We start from the raw sequence: 15390 nt of genomic DNA on the forward strand, positions 1-15390 counted from the left end.
CGCCCGCGCCGCGAGATGCGGGCGAGAGTCACCCGGGTGCGCCGGGCGTACCCGTCGCGCGGTGACCCACCGCGGTCTAGGGTGACAGCGTGAGCCAGTACCCCGGTTATCCGCGACCTGCGCCCGTCGCCGCGCGCGGGGCGAATCCGGCCTATGGCGGCTCGCCGTGGGGGCCGCCGACCGGCCCGCGGCCCGGCGGGTACGCACCGCCGGGCTTCCCCGCCCCCCAGGCGCCGCGCCCACGGCGCCGGGGCCCCTGGGGCGTGGTCCTCGGCGCGGCCCTGGTGCTCGGCATGATCGGCCTCGGCGTACTGATCGCGAACTCGCTGTTCGGGCAGGCGTCGACCGTGCCGTACGCCAACGAGGACTACACGCCGCCGCCGGTCGAGCAGCCCGACGACATCCCGGTCCCGGAGACCTACGAACAGCTCGACGAGTTCCTCTACGCCAACCCGGTCAATGCCGAACGCGTCGCCTCGCCGATCCGGTGTGAGATCAACCGCGTCGATACGCGCACCGCGTCCGACCCGGAGCTGGAGGGCCACTTCAATGCCCTGATGGGCTGCGAGATGACCACCTGGGACCGGACCCTGGAGTCCGCCGGCTGGCAACTCTTCCGGCCGCCGGTGACGATCTACGACACCCCGATCCAGACCCCGTGCGGCGAGATGCCGCAACGGAACGCGGCGTACTGCGCGGCGAACCAGCAGCTCTACTACGCCAGCGACCTGCCGAATCAACCGGGCATCGAGCAGGAGGCGAGCAATCCGACCGCGATGGATCTGGTGATGGCGCACGAGTTCGGCCATGCGCTACAGGGACGAACCGGTCAGTTCGCCGCGGCCACCATCTTGATGCAGGACGCCTCGAAGGAGGACCAGTTGCTGATGAGTCGCCGGATCGAGACCCAGGCCGATTGCTATGCGGGTCTCTATCTCGCCTCGGCGGCGCAGTCCACGCCCTACACCCAGGAAGACTTCGACAACTTCCTGAACCTCGCCGAGCAGCTCGGTTCGGACAATCTCACCGGAGATCCGGACATCCTCAGCACCCACCCGCGCGGCGAGGCCCGCCGCTACTGGGTGCAGACGGGGCTGTCCACGACCGAGATCGGCAAGTGCAGCACCTACAACGTCAGCGACGAGCGCCTGACCAACTGAGTTCGGCGCACGATGATCATCCGCAGCGGCATCGGCACCGATGTGCACCGCCTGGTCCCGGGGCGCCCGATGATCATCGCGTGCCTGGACTTCGCCGGTGAGGCCAGTGGCCCGGAGGGTCACTCCGACGGCGATGTCGCCGCGCACGCAGCCTGTGACGCGGTGCTCTCGGCGTGCGGGCTGGGCGACCTCGGCAGCAACTACGGCACCGACGACCCGGCCTGGTCCGGCGCGGCCGGGCGAGCCTTCCTGGCCGAGACCGCGCGCCGGGCGACCGCTGCCGGCTTCGCGATCAGCAATGTCGCGGTCCAGGTGATCGGCAACCGGCCGCGGATCGGCGCCCGACGGTCCGAGGCCGAGGCGGCGATGAGCGCGGCGCTCGGCGGCGTACCGGTCTCGGTGTCCGCGACCACGACCGACGGGCTCGGGTTGACCGGACGCGGCGAGGGCATCGCCGCGATCGCGACCTGCCTGGTCACCCGCCGGGACTGAGAGCGGCGATCAGCCGCGTGCGACGAGGATCGCCTCGGCCATGATCAGGTCCGCCGGCGTGGTGATCTTGAGCGAGTCGGCAGATCCCTCGACCAGGCTCACCGGGTGGCCGGCAGCCTCGCAGGCCGCGGCATCGTCGGTGACCACCAGACCGGCATCGAGCACATGTTGGTGACCGGCCCGCAGCGCCTGCGGTGCGAATCCCTGAGGGGTCTGGACCGCGCGCAGGCTCGCCCGGTCCACCACGGCGCTGGTCCGCCCGGCGATCCGGCGGATGCTGTCGGCGACCGGCACGGCGGGCACCACGGCATCCGCCCCGGCACGCACGGCGTCGATCACGGCCGCCACCACCGCGGGCGGCACCAGCGGCCGCGCGGCGTCGTGGACCAGGATCGGCCCGCGGGCATCGGCCAGGCGGGCCAGGCCGAGGCGTACCGAATCCTGCCGCTCGGCGCCGCCGACCACCAGGTCCACCGGCACCGGGGCATCGCGCAGCGCCTCCGCGAAAGCCTCCTCCCGCCCGGCCGGAACCGTGACCACGGCCCGCACCACCCCGCCCGCCGCGAGCGCGGCGACGGCATGGGCGACCAGCGGCCGACCGGCGAGCTCGACCAGCGCCTTCGGTCGGTCGGCCCCGAACCGGACGCCAGAACCGGCCGCCACCACGAGGGCGACGGCCGGTCCGGAACTGGATCGATCGGACAACCGGATCAGGAGGCGAGGACCTCGTCGAGCATGGTCTCCGCGCGGTCCTCCTCGACCTTCTCGGCCAGGGCAAGCTCGGAGACGAGGATGCGACGAGCCTTGGCCAGCATCTGCTTCTCACCGGCGGACAGGCCGCGATCCTTCTCGCGGCGCCACAGGTCGCGAACGACCTCGGCGACCTTCATCACATTGCCCGAGTGCAGCTTCTCGAGGTTGGCCTTGTAGCGGCGCGACCAGTTGGTCGGCTCCTCCACATGGGGTGCGCGCAGGACGGAGAACACACGCTCCAGACCATCGGCATCGACGACGTCACGAACTCCGACGAGGTCAAGATTGCAGGCGGGGACCCGGACAACCAGGTCAGTTTGTCCTACGATGCGCAGGACGAGATAGAGCTTGTCCTCTCCCTTGATCTGGCGGGTCTCGATATCTTCGATGACGGCCGCCCCATGATTGGGATAGACAACCGTCTCACCGACGTTGAAGGTCATGTTCTCTTGTACCCCTTTCCCGACCGCCATTCTAGCACGCGTCATCCGACCCGACTCCGGCGTTTGCGCTAGCCAGAAGGCATTCGGGCGGTCCGGCGAGGGTTGACACGACGAGCCGGGTGTGCCTGCGCTAGGCTGCGCCGGTGATCTCCTCGCGCTCCCCGATCGCCCGCGGGGTGGCCGCCGCCGCGCTCGCCGTCCTGCTCTCCACCGGCGTCGCCGCGTGCACCAGCGACCCCAGCCGCAAGCCCCCGACCCTCGGCGGCGGCGTCAATCTCAACGTCGGCGCCGATGGCGCCGTGAAGGTGCGCAACCTGTTGATCGTCACCCGCGACGGCGAGCAGGGACTCCTCGACGGCGCGGTGACCGGAACCCAGCCCGACGAGCTGACCAGCGTCAGCGGCCAACTGATCGACGCCGACAACAACCCGGCCCCGGCTCCGCTCCCCTTCACCGGCGGACCGATCGAGGTGGCCCCCACCGCCCTGACCCAGCTCGGCGGGCCCGATGCGTTCACGGTCTCCGGCGACCTGCCGCCCGGGCTGACCATGCGCGTCACCCTCAACTTCGCCACCGCGGGCCCGATCACCGCCGATGTGCCGATCATCGACGGCAACAACGCCGACTACCGCACCGTCGCCCCGGATCCGAGCGCCTCCGGCACCCCGGAGGCGACCACATCGGAGACGCCGGAGGCGACCACATCCGAAGCGCCGGAGGCGACCCCGACGTCCTGAGTCGGCCCCTCAGCCGTACTCGGGATCGTCGGAGAACAGCGAGCTGACCGATTCGCCGCGGTTGTGGCGGCGTACCGCCTCGGCGAACAGCGGCGCCACCGAGCACACCTCCAGGCGTTGCGGGGTACGCTCCCCCGTCAGCGGCACCGTGTCGGTGCTGACGATGCGGCCGATGTCGGGCTCGGCATCGAGGCGGGCGACGGCCTTGCCGGTGAACAGGCCGTGGGTGGTCGCGATCGAGATCTCGCGCACCCCCTCCTCGCGCAGCTTGCCGATCAGTTCGATCATGGAGCCGGCGGTCGCGATCTCGTCGTCGATGATGATCACCCGTTTGCCCTCGACGTCACCGACGATCCGGTCGATCACGACCGTGTCGTCACCGAGCCGGCGCTTCGAGCCCGCGGCGACCGGGAGATCCAGCAATCGGGCGAATTCGCTGGCCACCTTGGCGTACCCGAAGTCCGGCGAGACGACCACGGTGTCCGACAGGTCCTTGTCGCGGAATGCCGAGGCGAGTTCGCGGATCGCGGTCAGGTGATCGACCGGCACCGAGAAGAAGCCGTGCACCTGCTCCGAGTGCAGCGTCATCGTGATCACCCGGGTCGCGCCCGCGGCGTGCAGCATGTCGGCGACCAGGCGCGCGCCGATCGAGATCCGCGAGTCGTCCTTCTTGTCCGAGCGGGCATACGCGAAGTGCGGGATCACCGCGGTGATGTGGTTGGCCGAGGCACCACGGGCCGCGTCCAGCATCAACAACAGCTCGACCAGGTGCTCCTGCACCGGCGGCACCAGCGGTTGGACGATGTAGACATCCTTGCGGCGGCAGTTCGCACCGAGCTGGACCCGTAGGCAGTCGTTGCTGAAGCGGGTGATCCGGGTCGGCGACAGCTCGACTCCGAGCAGTTCGCACATCCGCTCGGCGAACTCGGGATGGGCGCTTGCGCTGAATACGGTGATCTCGTCGGTCACCCGCGTCAGCCTAGCCCTCGAACTTGTAGCCCAGGCCGCGGACGGTGATCAGGTAACGCGGGTTCGCCGGGTCCGGTTCGATCTTGGAACGCAGCCGCTTGATGTGCACATCGAGCGTCTTGGTGTCCCCGACATAGTCCGCACCCCAGATCCGGTCGATCAACTGGCCGCGGGTCATCACCCGTCCGGCATTGCGCAGCAACATCTCCAGCAGCTCGAACTCCTTCAACGCCAGCCGGACCTGTGCGCCGTCCACCGACACGGTGTGCCGCTCGATGTCCATCCGGACGCCGCTCGACTCGACCACATCGGGCACCAGCTCGACCTCCTGGCCGCGCCGCAGCACCGCCCGGATCCGGGCGACCAGCTCGCGATGGCTGAAGGGTTTGGTGACATAGTCATCGGCCCCGATCTCCAGGCCGACGACCTTGTCCACCTCCGAGTCGCGCGCCGTCACCATGATCACCGGGACCGATCCGCGCTGCCGGAGCTGACGACAGACCTCGGTGCCGGGCAGCCCCGGCATCATCAGGTCCAACAGCACGATGTCGGCACCGCCGCGGGCGTACTCGGCCAGACCCTCCGCCCCGTCGGCGGCCTCCGCGACCTCGAAGCCCTCCTTGCGAAGCATGAAGGCGATCGTCTCGCGGTAGGACTCCTCGTCCTCCACGACGAGCACTCGGGTCATCGGTTGGCCTCCTGGTTGGTGCTGTCGACGAGCGGGCGGGGTGCGGCGGGCTCCTCGTCGGACTGGCGGATCTCGCCGCTCGGCGGCGTGCCGGCCGGCGCCTCGTCGGCTCGCGGTGCGGACTCCGCCGACGCCACACCGGAATCGGTGATCGCGGGGATCCGCACCGTGAAGGTCGACCCCTGGCCGACCTTGCTCCACACCGTCACCTGCCCACCGTGGGCGGCCGCGATGTGCTTGACGATCGACAGGCCGAGGCCCGTGCCGCCGTTGTCGCGGCTGCGGGCGTAGTCGACCCGGTAGAAGCGCTCGAAGATCCGTTGCGCCTCGCCCGGCGCGATGCCGATCCCGTTGTCGCTGACGGTCAGGTCCACGACGTCGTCGTCGCCGTCGAGCGCCTGCCGGGCGCCGACCGTGACCCGGGCGCCGGGATCGGAGTAGCTGACGGCGTTCTGCACCAGGTTGCGGATGGCGGTGGTCAACTGGACCCGGTCGCCCAGCACCACCAGCCCGCGCCGACCGGTGACCGTCAGCGCGACATCGCGGCGATCGGCGTCGACGCGACAGGAGTCGACCGCACTGGCCAGCACGTCGTCGACCTCGACCTCGTCCGCGGCGAGCAGCGGATCGTCGGCCTGCAGCCGGGACAGTTCGATGATCTGCGAGACGAGCTCGCCGAGGCGCTGGCTCTCCCGCTGCATCCGGCGGGCGAAGTTGGCGACCGCCTCGGGATCGTCCGCGGCATCGGCGACAGCCTCGGACAACAAGGCGATGGCGCCGATCGGGGTCTTCAGCTCATGACTGATGTTCGCGACGAAGTCGCGGCGGGTCTCCTCCACCCGGCGGGCCGCCGTGCGGTCCTCGGCGAGGATCACCACCAGCTCCGCGCCGAGCGGCGCCGTGCGTACCGACAAGAACTGTGACGGGGCGCCCCGGCCCCGGCTCAGCTCCAGGTCGATGGCCCGGATCGCGCGCGTGGCGCGTACCTCGCGTACCTGCTCCAACAACTGGGGCACCGCCACCCGGCTGCCGCGGACCAGGCCTAGCGTGCGGGCCAACGCACTGGAGCGCAGCACCTCGTCGTGCGGGCCCACGACGACGGCCGCCGACCGCAGGATGCTCAGCACCTCCGAGACACCGTCGGGCACCTCCGGCTCGGGGGATTCGAGCAGCGCCGGCGGCGTCTCGATGGCCTCGATCGCCGCCAGCCGACGGCTGACGTACCAGCCGATGACGGCGCCGATGAGGAGACAGGCACCGCCGACGAGGACATACAGCACGAGACGATGGTAGGCCGACCGGGCGGCCCGGAGGCTCCGGGCTAGACTTCGGGGCGCCTCGGCACCAGCCGTTCAGCGACAGTTCACCGCGTGTTGGTCTGCTGCGTTGTCGCTGTCACTGCGCTCCCCTACCTTTGCTGGTCTGCGCCCCGTGCGCCCGAAGAACGCGACCCAGGAGGAAACCCCATGCGCGACACCTATCGCGAGCAGCTCGACGCAGTTGTGAATGATCTGGTGAAGCTGTCGCAGATGGTCTCCACGGCGACCCGCAACTCGAGCCGCGCGCTGCTGCAGGCCGACATCCAGCTCGCCGAGCAGGTGATCTCCGACGACGCCCAGATCGACAACCTCGCCGCCGATCTCGAGCAGCGCTGCTTCGCCCTGCTGGCATTGCAGGCGCCGGTGGCCGGCGAACTGCGGACGGTGGTCGTCGCCCTGCGCCTGCTGGCGGACCTGACGCGGATGGGCGACCTCGCGGCGCACGTGGCGAAGATCGCCCGGCTGCGCTACCCGGAGCACGCGGTGCCGGCGGACCTGGAGCCGAACTTCTCCCGGATGGCCGATGTCGCGATCAAGATGATCCACGAGGCCAGCGATGCGCTGCGCAATCGCGACACCGAGGAGGCGCGCCGGATGGCCGCCCGCGACGAGGAGATGGACGACCTGCGCTCCAGCCAGTTCCGGTTGATGCTGGCCGACAACTGGGAGCACGGCGTGGAGGCCGCCGTCGACGTGGCACTGCTCGGCCGCTACTTCGAGCGGATCGCCGACCACGCGGTGACGATGGGCCGCGAGGTCATCTACATCGTCGACGGCGAGCTCTCCAGCGAAGAGATCTGGTCCTGACCTACTACTTCTTTCCCTGGTTCGCGACGGCCGTGATGGATTCCGCCGCGGCCTCGGGATCGAGATAGCGCCCACCCTCGGTGACCGGCCGCATGTCGTCGTCGAGCTCGTAGAGCAGCGGGATGCCGGTCGGGATGTTGAGCTGCGGGATGTCGGCATCGCTGATCCGGTCCAGGTGCTTGACCAGCGCGCGCAGCGAGTTGCCGTGCGCGGCCACCAGCACGGTCTTCGTGCGCAGGTCGGGCACGATCTCGTCGTACCAGTAGGGCAGCATCCGGACCACCACATCGGCCAGGCACTCGGTCAGCGGCCGGGCCTCCGGCGGCAGCCCGGCGTACCTCGGATCGTCGAACTGGGAGAACTGCGCATCGGGCTCGATCGGCGGCGGCGGGGTGTCGTAGGAGCGGCGCCAGATCATGAACTGCTCCTCGCCGTACTTCTCCCGGGTCGCCGACTTGTCCAGGCCCTGCAGCGCGCCGTAGTGCCGCTCGTTGAGCCGCCAGGACCGCTTGGTGGGGATCCAACTGCGGTCGGCGGTGGCGAGGGCGGCGTTCGCGGTGGTGATCGCCCGCTTCAGCACCGACGTGTGCACGACATCGGGCAGCAGATCATTCTCGGCCAGCAGCTCGCCGGCGCGGATCGCCTCCGCCCGGCCCTTGTCGTTGACGTCGACGTCCACCCAGCCGGTGAACAGGTTCTTGGCGTTCCATTCGCTCTCGCCGTGGCGCAGCAGGATCAGCTTCGCGGTCATGGACGGAGCCTAGCGAGACCGCGGTCTGCGCCGGCATCTGGTTGTTCGCCCCGCGGGACGGCGATCGCGACCGCGACCAGGGCGATGCCGAGGCCGGCGAACTGCGGTAGGTCGGGCCGCTGACCCAGCATCAACCAGGCCCACAGCACGGTCACCGGCGGTGTCAGGTAGAGCAGCGTGCTGGTCACCGTGGCGCCCAGCCGGCGCAGGCAGGCGAGGAAGGTGGCGTACCCGCCGATCCCGGAGATGATCACCAGCCAGGCCAGCGCGCCGGCCAGCCGCGGACCGGGTTCGAGCGCGAACTCGCCGGCCGCGAGGGCGTAGGCGGTGAAGACGCCGGCCGACAGCACCACCTGGATGCACAGCCCGGTGAGCAGATCGGTACGCGGCCGCCAGCGCCGCTCCAGCAGCGCCGCACCCGACAGGCCCGCCAGAGCGACCACGGGCAGCGCCAGCAGCCAGCCGGGCCCGCCGACCCCGCCGACGGTGATGGCGACCGCGACCAGACCGAGCCCCAGGCCGATGATCATCCGCGGGCCCAGCCGGTCGCGGAAGGCGACGGCGCCGATCACCGCCACCAGCATCGGCTGCAGCGCGCAGACCAGCGCGACGGTGCCCGCATCCACCCCGGCCGAGGAGGCGCCGAAGACCGCGCCGAGGAAGATCACGTGCGCGAGCAGGCCGAGCACACCCTGCTGCACGAGTTCGGACGGGCGCACGCGCACGGCGCGCGGCGCCACGATGGCGACCAGCAGCGCGGCGGTGATCAGATAGCGCCAGGCCAACAGACCCGCGGGCGGCGCGAGACCGGCCGACCACGCCGCACCCACGAACCCCGAGCTCCAGCAGACGACGAACGCGGCGGCGAGACAGATGCGCTTCACGGTCGGAGGTAACCATACCGGTCTGTATACTCGCAGTGCACCCACGCCACCGGAGGCACCCCATGATCGACGCCGTCGCGCTCGCGCCCCCACCCGTCGCGGACAGCACGCCCGCCGGCGAGCGCGTGCTCGCCACCGCCGGCGACCTGTTCTACCGGGTCGGGATCAACCGCGTCGGGGTCGACCTGATCGCCGACACCGCGGGCGTCACCAAGCGCACGCTCTACCAGCGCTTCGGATCCAAGGACGGGCTGGTGACCGCCTATCTGGACCGGCGACGGCACCGCTGGCAGACCCATCTGCTGTCGGAGCTGGGCACCGCCGACGATCCGGCCGTCGCGGTACGCACCGTGTTCGCCACCGCGGCCGCGTGGGCCCGCGACAACCCCCGCGGCTGTGCCTTCGTCAATGCGTGGGCCGAGATCTCGGCCAGCCCGGAGCATCAGGCCCTGGCGGTGATCCGGGAGGAGAAGCGCTGGATGCGCCGGCTGTTGCGGCAACTGCTCGGCGACGACCGGCTGGCCGAGTCGGTGCATCTGCTGTACGAGGGCGTCCAGACGCTCTCCACCATTCTCGACGCGCCCGGCACCTTCGACGACGCCGCCCGGGCCGCGATCGAGTTGGTGGGGGCTCGGAGCTGACGCCGGGCCGCGGTTGCCATGATGTGGCCATGGACGAACAACGACTGGCCGTGGTCACCGGGGCGAGCAGCGGGATCGGCGAGGCATCCGCGCGGTCGCTCGCGGCCCTGGGCTTCCGGGTGATCTGTGCGGCCCGGCGTACCGATCGGATCGCGAAGCTGGCCGAGGAGATCGGCGGCCTCGCGGTCGAGTGCGATGTGACGTCCGACGGTGACGTCGAGCGGCTTGCCGAGGCCGTCGGCGAGCGCCTCGACCTGCTGGTCAACAACGCCGGCGGCGCGCTCGGCCAGGAGCCCGTCGCCGAGGCCGACCTCGACGCCTGGCAGACGATGTATGCGACCAATGTGTTGGGCACCGCGCGGGTGACCAAGGCGCTCCTGCCGGCGCTGCTGCGCGCCGAGGGCGAGATCATCTTCGTCACCTCGGTGGCCGCCGACGCCGGCTACGAGGGCGGCGCGGGCTACTGCGGCGCCAAGGCCGCCGAGCGCTCGATGGCGCAGTCGATGCGGCTGGAGCTGTACGACCAGCCGGTCCGGATCTGCGAGCTGGTGCCGGGCATGGTGAAGACCGAGGAGTTCTCGCTGACCCGCTACGGCGGCGATCAGGAGAAGGCCGACAAGGTCTATGCGGGCGTACCCGGACCGCTCGTCGCCGAGGATCTGGCCGAGTGCATCGCCTGGATCGCCACCCGGCCGAGGCACGTGAACATCGATCGGATGGTGGTACGCCCGCGCGCGCAGGCCGCCCAGCACAAGGTCTACCGGGTGAGCTGAGGCCTCACTGCTGGCGTCGGCAGACCATGTCGCCGACCTTGGTCGGCAGGTCGTCGCCGGTGACCTTGATGTAGTAGTTGCGCCACTGGTTGAACCAGTCGAGATTCGAGGTCTCGGTCCAGCCGCCGGAGCGCCAGATCATGTTCGCCAGCTCGGCGTCGTTGGGATACCTGAGGATCCGCAGGGCCTCGGCCTCGGCGGGCTCGTTGAAGGTCTCGTCCAGCCACCGTGGGTTGTCCTTGAGCACCCGCTGGAAGTCGGCGAGCCGGGGGTTGCTGCCGAGTTCTGGCCGGTCGATGCCGCGCTTCTTCAGCGACGCGGCCAGGATGGTCGCGGCGTCGATCCGAACCTGCTGCAGCTCGCCGGCGTTCAGGCTGAGGACCGCGTTGTAGGAGCCCGGCGGGATCTCGGCGCGGTCGTCGCCGTAGGCAAAGTTGTAGTTCTCCACCTCGTCGGCAGACAGCCCGGTCTGGCGGAACTGGAACCGGGACTTCTCGGGTACGCGGGCGCCGCTGGCGTCGTACTCCTGGACCTGGGAGTAGGTGTCGGGCCCGACGCGGCGGGTCACCTCGTCGACCTGGCGCCCGTCGGAGTACACGGTCACCAGCACCGAGTGGTCCTCACCGTCGGTGGTCGACTTGGCGCCCTGATCCCCCGCCTTGACCTGGACGCCGTTGCGGCGCGCGTACTCCGACCCCATCACCTGCGCAATGTTGCTGACGCCCGGCTCGTCGCTCGTCGGCAGCTTGCCGCCGAAGACGGCTGCGTTGTAGGCCCGGCGCCCCTCGGGGGTGCCGAGGTCGAACTCGGCCTGCCGCATCGCCTTGTCGGTGACCTTGCGGCTGTCGAACAGCCCGAGGTTGTAGCTCGGCGTACCGAAGCCCAGGGAGACGGCCTGCTCGACGAAGTCGGTGCTGCCGACCATCACTCGGACCTTGTTCTCCCCCGGCTTGCTCGGCGGCAGCTTGGTCACCGCCACCGTGGCGCCCGAGCCGGAGCCGTCGGTCTCGTTCGCGACCAGACCGCGGTAGGCGGCGGTTGCGCCGACGGAGGTGTAGAACTCACCGTCCAGATTGACCGTGCCGCCCGGCGGGATGTTGTCGGGATCGAACGGGTTCGGCGGGATCCCGTCGGTCAGGTTCGGGGTCGAATCGGTCGGACCCGAGTATCCGTAGGTGGTACGCCGGCCGGTGTTGAAGTCGAGCTTGACCCCGACCTTGCCCAGCTCCGCGGCCTTCTCCGCGCTCACGCCGCGCTGCCCCTCCAGCACGATCGACATCTTCTGCGAGTTGGTGGCGTCGCCCTCCACCTTGGCCGGATCGATCTTCACCGTGATCGACGTGGAGTCCTTGATCGGTCCGCGCCTGGCCGGCTTCGGCGTCAGCTTGACCTCACCCGGCGGCAGGCCGGGCCTGGTGGAGCCCTCCGCGGGCCGGCAGACCGGGCTGCGCGGCGGGACGACCTTCGGCGGATCCATCGGCGGGCTGTTGCCGTCCGGACGCCGGTCGCGGGGCCGGTCCCGATCATCGGGCGGCTGGGCGCCCGGGGGCTCACCGGACGGCGGCGGGGCCACTGAGGAGTCGGGCGCGCAGGTGGGCGGCTCGCCGCCGGCGGCCTGCGCCATGGCGCCGGTGGCGCGGCAGTAGAGGCCGGCGAGCGCGTTGCTCGGGCCACCGATCATGGTCAGCAACAAGACGACCACGAGCCCGGAGGCGGCCACCATGCCGACCGCCTCCAGGCTCGCCGCGCCGGAATCGGCACGAGACGACGCCGTGTGGTTGCGATCCTTGATCATTCTCGCCACCACACCCCTCCCGAGACGCATCGCCCTCGCCGAAGATAGGGCACGGCCGCGGGTACGGGACAGGGCCAGCAACGGAATTGGGCCGGAATTGGGCCCAGCATGGGGTCCCCGGGCCCACCGCGCCCGCGGGCGGGGTCAGTCCTTGGGCCTCAGATGCTCGAATGCGGCGAGGTTGAAGGTGGGCTCGCCGCGGTCGAGCCGCCAGCGCCACTCCTTGCGGATGGACTCGGCGAAGCCGAGCTCGAGGATGGTGTTGAACGAGTCGTCGGCGGTCTCGGCCAGCTCGCCGAGCAACGCGTCCACTGCCTCGGGGGTGACCATCGCGAGCGGCAGGCTGCCGATCAGGTGGATGTCGCCCAGCCGGTCGGTCGCGAACGCGATCCCGCGCAACCGCAGATTGCGCTGCAGCAGCCAGCCATAGGTGCCGGCCAGGTTCTCGTCGGGGCGACGGGCGACGAACGCGCGCGCCTGCATCGAATGCCGGCCGACGACCAGCGCGACCTCGGTCTTCAGCTTCCGGGTCCCGGGCAGCGTGACGGTGAAGCCGCTCTCGGTACGCCCGGACTCCAGCTCCAGGCCCGCCAGCGCGGCCGCGATGGCTTCCGCCGCCGCCGTCATCGCTGCCGTTTCGGTCACGAACGCAGGCTAACGCGACCGGGCGGCTAACATGTGCAGGCCCCGACGGGACGCGCACAGGCTGGAGGACCATTGAGCATTCGTCTGGCAATCGCCGGCGTCGGAAACTGCGCCAACGCCCTGATCCAGGGGCTGAGCTACTACGCCGACGCCCGCGACGAGGACTTCGTGCCGGGCCTGATGCACACGCGGCTCGGCCCGTGGCGGGTCCGCGACATCGAGCTGGTCGCGGCGTTCGACGTCGTGCAGGGCAAGGTCGGCGCCGACGCGGCCGAGGCGATCTGGGCGTCGCCGAACGACACCCTGCGCTTCGCCGAGGTGCCGCCGCTCGGGGTGGAGGTGCTGCGCGGGCCGACGCTGGACGGGCTCGGCCACTACTACCAGGGCACCGTCGAGGAGGCGCGCGGCGAGTCGGTCGACGTGGCGCGGGTGCTGCGCGAGACCGGCGCGGACGTGTTGATCAGCTACCTGCCGGTCGGCTCGGAGGAGGCGACCAAGAGCTATGCCGAGGCCGCGCTCGACGCGGGGGTGGCATTCATCAACGCGATCCCGGTGTTCATCGCGAGCGATCCGGCGTGGGCCAACCGATTCCGCGAGGCCGGCGTACCGATCATCGGTGACGACATCAAGTCCCAGCTCGGCGCGACGATCACCCACCGGGTGCTGGCGCGGCTGTTCGAGACCCGCGGGATCCGGATCGACCGGACCTATCAGCTCAACGTCGGCGGCAACATGGACTTCAAGAACATGTTGGAGCGTGAGCGGCTGGAGTCGAAGAAGCTGTCCAAGACCCGGGCCGTGACCAGCAATATCGACATCGACCTGCCGGCCGACGATGTGCACGTCGGCCCGAGTGATCATGTGCCGTGGCTGACCGATCGCAAGTTCGCCTTCGTCCGGCTGGAGGGTCGCGGGTTCGGCAATGCGCCGGTCAGCCTGGAGTACAAGCTGGAGGTCTGGGACTCGCCGAACTCGGCGGGCATCGTGATCGACGCGGTACGCCTGGCCAAGCTCGCCCGTGATGCCGGGCTCGGCGGCCCGATCGATGCGGCGGCCTCAGCATTCATGAAGTCGCCGCCGATCCAGCTACCGGACGATGTGGCTCATGATCAACTGGAGAAGTTCATCGCCTCGGCGAGCTGAGTCACTGCCCGGTGTGGACCTCGGCGTGCTGGGGCCGGTCGTCGGTGTGTGAGCGTACCTGGCCGAGGAAGTAGAGCATGATCCCGACGAAGCAGGCCGCGGAGACGACGAAGGACATCTGCAGCGAGCCGAGGGCGTCGGAGACCGCACCCTGGACGACTGGGATCACCGCGCCGCCCACGATGGCCATCACCAAGATCGCGCCGCCGGTCTCCTGGTAGCGCTTGTCGGTGATCGTGTCCAGGGTCTTGCCGAAGATCGTCGGCCAGCCGGGCCCCATCAACAGATTCGACCCGACGACGAACCAGATCGCGATCGATGCCGGCCCGAAGGCGGCGATCAGCAGGATCACTGCACCGATCAGGCAGTAGATCACCAGCACCCGGGATGCCGAGAATCGTGCCATCAGGAAGTTGGCGGGCAACTTGCCGACCAGGAAGCAGATGAACCCGATGATCATGAAGTTGGTCGCGTCCCGCTCGTTCATCCCGGGATTGAGCACCAACGCCAGCCGGATCGTGAACGACCACACCGCCGTCTGCAGGCCCACATAGAGGAACTGGGCGGCGATGCCCTTCCAGTACGACGGCTTGCCGGCCAGGTAGCGCAGCGTGGCGCCGAGGCCGGCCTGGTCGCGGGCCGCGGCGTCGTCGCGCGGCTTCGCCTTCGGGTAGGAGGTGATCAGGAACAGGATCAGCAGGCAGACCAGCACGACGAGGATGTACTTGTAGGGCAGCAGAGTGTTCTGCAACAGCGCCTCGCCGAGCGCTTGCCGCTCCTGCGGTGATCCGGCGGCTTCCAGTTGCGCCTCGATCGAGTCACCCGAGCTGAAGATCAGGTACTTGCCGAGCAGCACGCCGAGCAGGTTGCCCACCGGGGTGAACGTCTGGGAGATGTTGAGCCGCAGGGTTGAGGACTCCTTCGGCCCGAGCATCGAGGAGTAGGTGTTGGCGCTGGTCTCCAGGAAGCTCAGCCCGACGGCGATCGCGAAGATGCAGAACAGGAACATCCCGTAGGTGGCGAGCGTGCTCGCCGGGAAGAACAGCCCGCAACCGATGATGTAGACGCCAAGCCCGATCAGCACCCCGACCTTGTAGGAGGTCTTGCGGATGATCCGGGAGGCCGGGATCGCGATCAGGAAGTAACCGCCGTAGAACGCCGACTGGACGAAGGCGCTCGCGGCATCCGTCAGCGAGAAGACGTGCTTGAACTGCGCGATCAGGATGTCGTTCAGGCCGGCGGCGGCGCCCCACATCGGGAACAGCATCGACAACAACAAGAACTGGAACCACGGCGTCCGATCCAGGTACCCGGAGTCGAGCTGCTTCGCGGGGTTCTTGATCAACATCGATGTGTCCTCTCGGTACCTGCGCTGGCCGACCGAGCCATT

General features: G+C 69.8%; 17 protein-coding genes. 7 read left to right on the forward strand and 10 right to left on the reverse strand.

Annotated features, from left to right (window positions below; genetic code table 11):
- Positions 1 to 89: 89 nt before the first annotated feature.
- Positions 90 to 1160 carry a neutral zinc metallopeptidase gene (locus tag ACXDC7_RS00150; protein ID WP_459220780.1) on the forward strand — a complete coding sequence of 357 codons (1071 nt, stop codon included), beginning with the start codon at positions 90 to 92 and terminating at the stop codon, positions 1158 to 1160.
- Positions 1161 to 1172: 12 nt separating this feature from the next.
- The gene (gene ispF, locus ACXDC7_RS00155) at positions 1173 to 1652 is read left to right on the forward strand and encodes a 2-C-methyl-D-erythritol 2,4-cyclodiphosphate synthase (protein WP_179445394.1); all 480 of its coding nucleotides are present in this window, start codon (positions 1173 to 1175) and stop codon (positions 1650 to 1652) included.
- A gap of 9 nt (positions 1653 to 1661) precedes the next feature.
- Here the strand turns inward: ispF and ispD are convergent, their stop codons facing one another.
- A complete protein-coding gene (gene ispD / locus ACXDC7_RS00160) occupies positions 1662 to 2357 on the reverse strand; it encodes a 2-C-methyl-D-erythritol 4-phosphate cytidylyltransferase (protein ID WP_459220781.1) in 696 nt (231 codons plus the stop codon).
- A gap of 5 nt (positions 2358 to 2362) precedes the next feature.
- A complete protein-coding gene (locus ACXDC7_RS00165; protein WP_179445392.1) occupies positions 2363 to 2848 on the reverse strand; it encodes a CarD family transcriptional regulator in 486 nt (161 codons plus the stop codon).
- Between the two features lie 143 nt (positions 2849 to 2991).
- Between ACXDC7_RS00165 and ACXDC7_RS00170 the strand changes: the two genes are divergently transcribed.
- Positions 2992 to 3585: a hypothetical protein gene (locus ACXDC7_RS00170; protein WP_459220782.1), complete on the forward strand. Its 594-nt coding sequence runs from the start codon at positions 2992 to 2994 to the stop codon at positions 3583 to 3585.
- Between the two features lie 9 nt (positions 3586 to 3594).
- On the opposite strand, the gene ACXDC7_RS00175 is transcribed toward ACXDC7_RS00170, so the two are convergent.
- The 3 genes from ACXDC7_RS00175 to ACXDC7_RS00185 are packed head-to-tail and all read right to left on the reverse strand — an operon-like array spanning position 3595 to position 6519.
- Positions 3595 to 4554, reverse strand: a complete 960-nt coding sequence (locus ACXDC7_RS00175; RefSeq protein ID WP_179445390.1) for a ribose-phosphate diphosphokinase — start codon at positions 4552 to 4554, stop codon at positions 3595 to 3597.
- A 10-nt stretch (positions 4555 to 4564) separates the two neighbouring features.
- Positions 4565 to 5242 carry a response regulator transcription factor gene (locus tag ACXDC7_RS00180; protein ID WP_179445389.1) on the reverse strand — a complete coding sequence of 226 codons (678 nt, stop codon included), beginning with the start codon at positions 5240 to 5242 and terminating at the stop codon, positions 4565 to 4567.
- Positions 5239 to 6519, reverse strand: a complete 1281-nt coding sequence (locus ACXDC7_RS00185; RefSeq protein WP_459222786.1) for a sensor histidine kinase — start codon at positions 6517 to 6519, stop codon at positions 5239 to 5241. The genes ACXDC7_RS00180 and ACXDC7_RS00185 overlap by 4 nt, the downstream gene beginning before the upstream one ends.
- A 189-nt stretch (positions 6520 to 6708) precedes the next feature.
- Between ACXDC7_RS00185 and phoU the strand changes: the two genes are divergently transcribed.
- Entirely contained in the window at positions 6709 to 7368 is a 660-nt protein-coding gene (phoU, locus tag ACXDC7_RS00190; RefSeq protein WP_179445387.1) for a phosphate signaling complex protein PhoU, read from the forward strand.
- 4 nt (positions 7369 to 7372) lie between these two features.
- On the opposite strand, the gene ACXDC7_RS00195 is transcribed toward phoU, so the two are convergent.
- Positions 7373 to 8119, reverse strand: coding sequence for a phosphoglyceromutase (locus tag ACXDC7_RS00195; protein WP_179445386.1), 747 nt, complete (start codon positions 8117 to 8119; stop codon positions 7373 to 7375).
- Positions 8116 to 9003, reverse strand: a complete 888-nt coding sequence (locus ACXDC7_RS00200) for a DMT family transporter (RefSeq protein WP_459220783.1) — start codon at positions 9001 to 9003, stop codon at positions 8116 to 8118. The genes ACXDC7_RS00195 and ACXDC7_RS00200 overlap by 4 nt, the downstream gene beginning before the upstream one ends.
- Positions 9004 to 9065: 62 nt before the next feature.
- On the opposite strand from ACXDC7_RS00200, the gene ACXDC7_RS00205 reads away from it, so the two are divergent.
- Both ACXDC7_RS00205 and ACXDC7_RS00210 read left to right on the forward strand, forming a co-directional pair.
- Complete coding sequence (locus tag ACXDC7_RS00205) at positions 9066 to 9644, forward strand: TetR/AcrR family transcriptional regulator (RefSeq protein WP_459220784.1); 579 nt, start codon at positions 9066 to 9068, stop codon at positions 9642 to 9644.
- A 29-nt stretch (positions 9645 to 9673) separates the two neighbouring features.
- Positions 9674 to 10417, forward strand: a complete 744-nt coding sequence (locus ACXDC7_RS00210; RefSeq protein ID WP_459220785.1) for an SDR family NAD(P)-dependent oxidoreductase — start codon at positions 9674 to 9676, stop codon at positions 10415 to 10417.
- A 4-nt stretch (positions 10418 to 10421) separates the two neighbouring features.
- Here the strand turns inward: ACXDC7_RS00210 and ACXDC7_RS00215 are convergent, their stop codons facing one another.
- Both ACXDC7_RS00215 and ACXDC7_RS00220 read right to left on the reverse strand, forming a co-directional pair.
- Positions 10422 to 12212, reverse strand: coding sequence for a hypothetical protein (locus tag ACXDC7_RS00215; RefSeq protein WP_459220786.1), 1791 nt, complete (start codon positions 12210 to 12212; stop codon positions 10422 to 10424).
- Between the two features lie 144 nt (positions 12213 to 12356).
- Positions 12357 to 12857: a type III secretion system chaperone family protein gene (locus ACXDC7_RS00220; protein WP_343045933.1), complete on the reverse strand. Its 501-nt coding sequence runs from the start codon at positions 12855 to 12857 to the stop codon at positions 12357 to 12359.
- A 72-nt stretch (positions 12858 to 12929) separates the two neighbouring features.
- Between ACXDC7_RS00220 and ACXDC7_RS00225 the strand changes: the two genes are divergently transcribed.
- Positions 12930 to 14000: an inositol-3-phosphate synthase gene (locus ACXDC7_RS00225; protein ID WP_459220787.1), complete on the forward strand. Its 1071-nt coding sequence runs from the start codon at positions 12930 to 12932 to the stop codon at positions 13998 to 14000.
- Position 14001: 1 nt separating this feature from the next.
- On the opposite strand, the gene fucP is transcribed toward ACXDC7_RS00225, so the two are convergent.
- Positions 14002 to 15348: an L-fucose:H+ symporter permease gene (fucP, locus tag ACXDC7_RS00230; RefSeq protein ID WP_459220788.1), complete on the reverse strand. Its 1347-nt coding sequence runs from the start codon at positions 15346 to 15348 to the stop codon at positions 14002 to 14004.
- Positions 15349 to 15390 lie beyond the last annotated feature (42 nt).

The organism is Naumannella huperziae (assembly GCF_054073625.1).

Coding starts and splice junctions, on each gene's coding strand:
- ispF (WP_179445394.1), top strand. CDS start 1,173: ATGATCATCCGCAGCGGCATCGGCACCGATGTGCACCGCCTGGTCCCG.
- ACXDC7_RS00165 (WP_179445392.1), bottom strand. CDS start 2,848: ATGACCTTCAACGTCGGTGAGACGGTTGTCTATCCCAATCATGGGGCG.
- ACXDC7_RS00180 (WP_179445389.1), bottom strand. CDS start 5,242: ATGACCCGAGTGCTCGTCGTGGAGGACGAGGAGTCCTACCGCGAGACG.
- phoU (WP_179445387.1), top strand. CDS start 6,709: ATGCGCGACACCTATCGCGAGCAGCTCGACGCAGTTGTGAATGATCTG.
- ACXDC7_RS00195 (WP_179445386.1), bottom strand. CDS start 8,119: ATGACCGCGAAGCTGATCCTGCTGCGCCACGGCGAGAGCGAATGGAAC.
- ACXDC7_RS00205 (WP_459220784.1), top strand. CDS start 9,066: ATGATCGACGCCGTCGCGCTCGCGCCCCCACCCGTCGCGGACAGCACG.
- ACXDC7_RS00210 (WP_459220785.1), top strand. CDS start 9,674: ATGGACGAACAACGACTGGCCGTGGTCACCGGGGCGAGCAGCGGGATC.
- ACXDC7_RS00215 (WP_459220786.1), bottom strand. CDS start 12,212: ATGATCAAGGATCGCAACCACACGGCGTCGTCTCGTGCCGATTCCGGC.
- fucP (WP_459220788.1), bottom strand. CDS start 15,348: ATGTTGATCAAGAACCCCGCGAAGCAGCTCGACTCCGGGTACCTGGAT.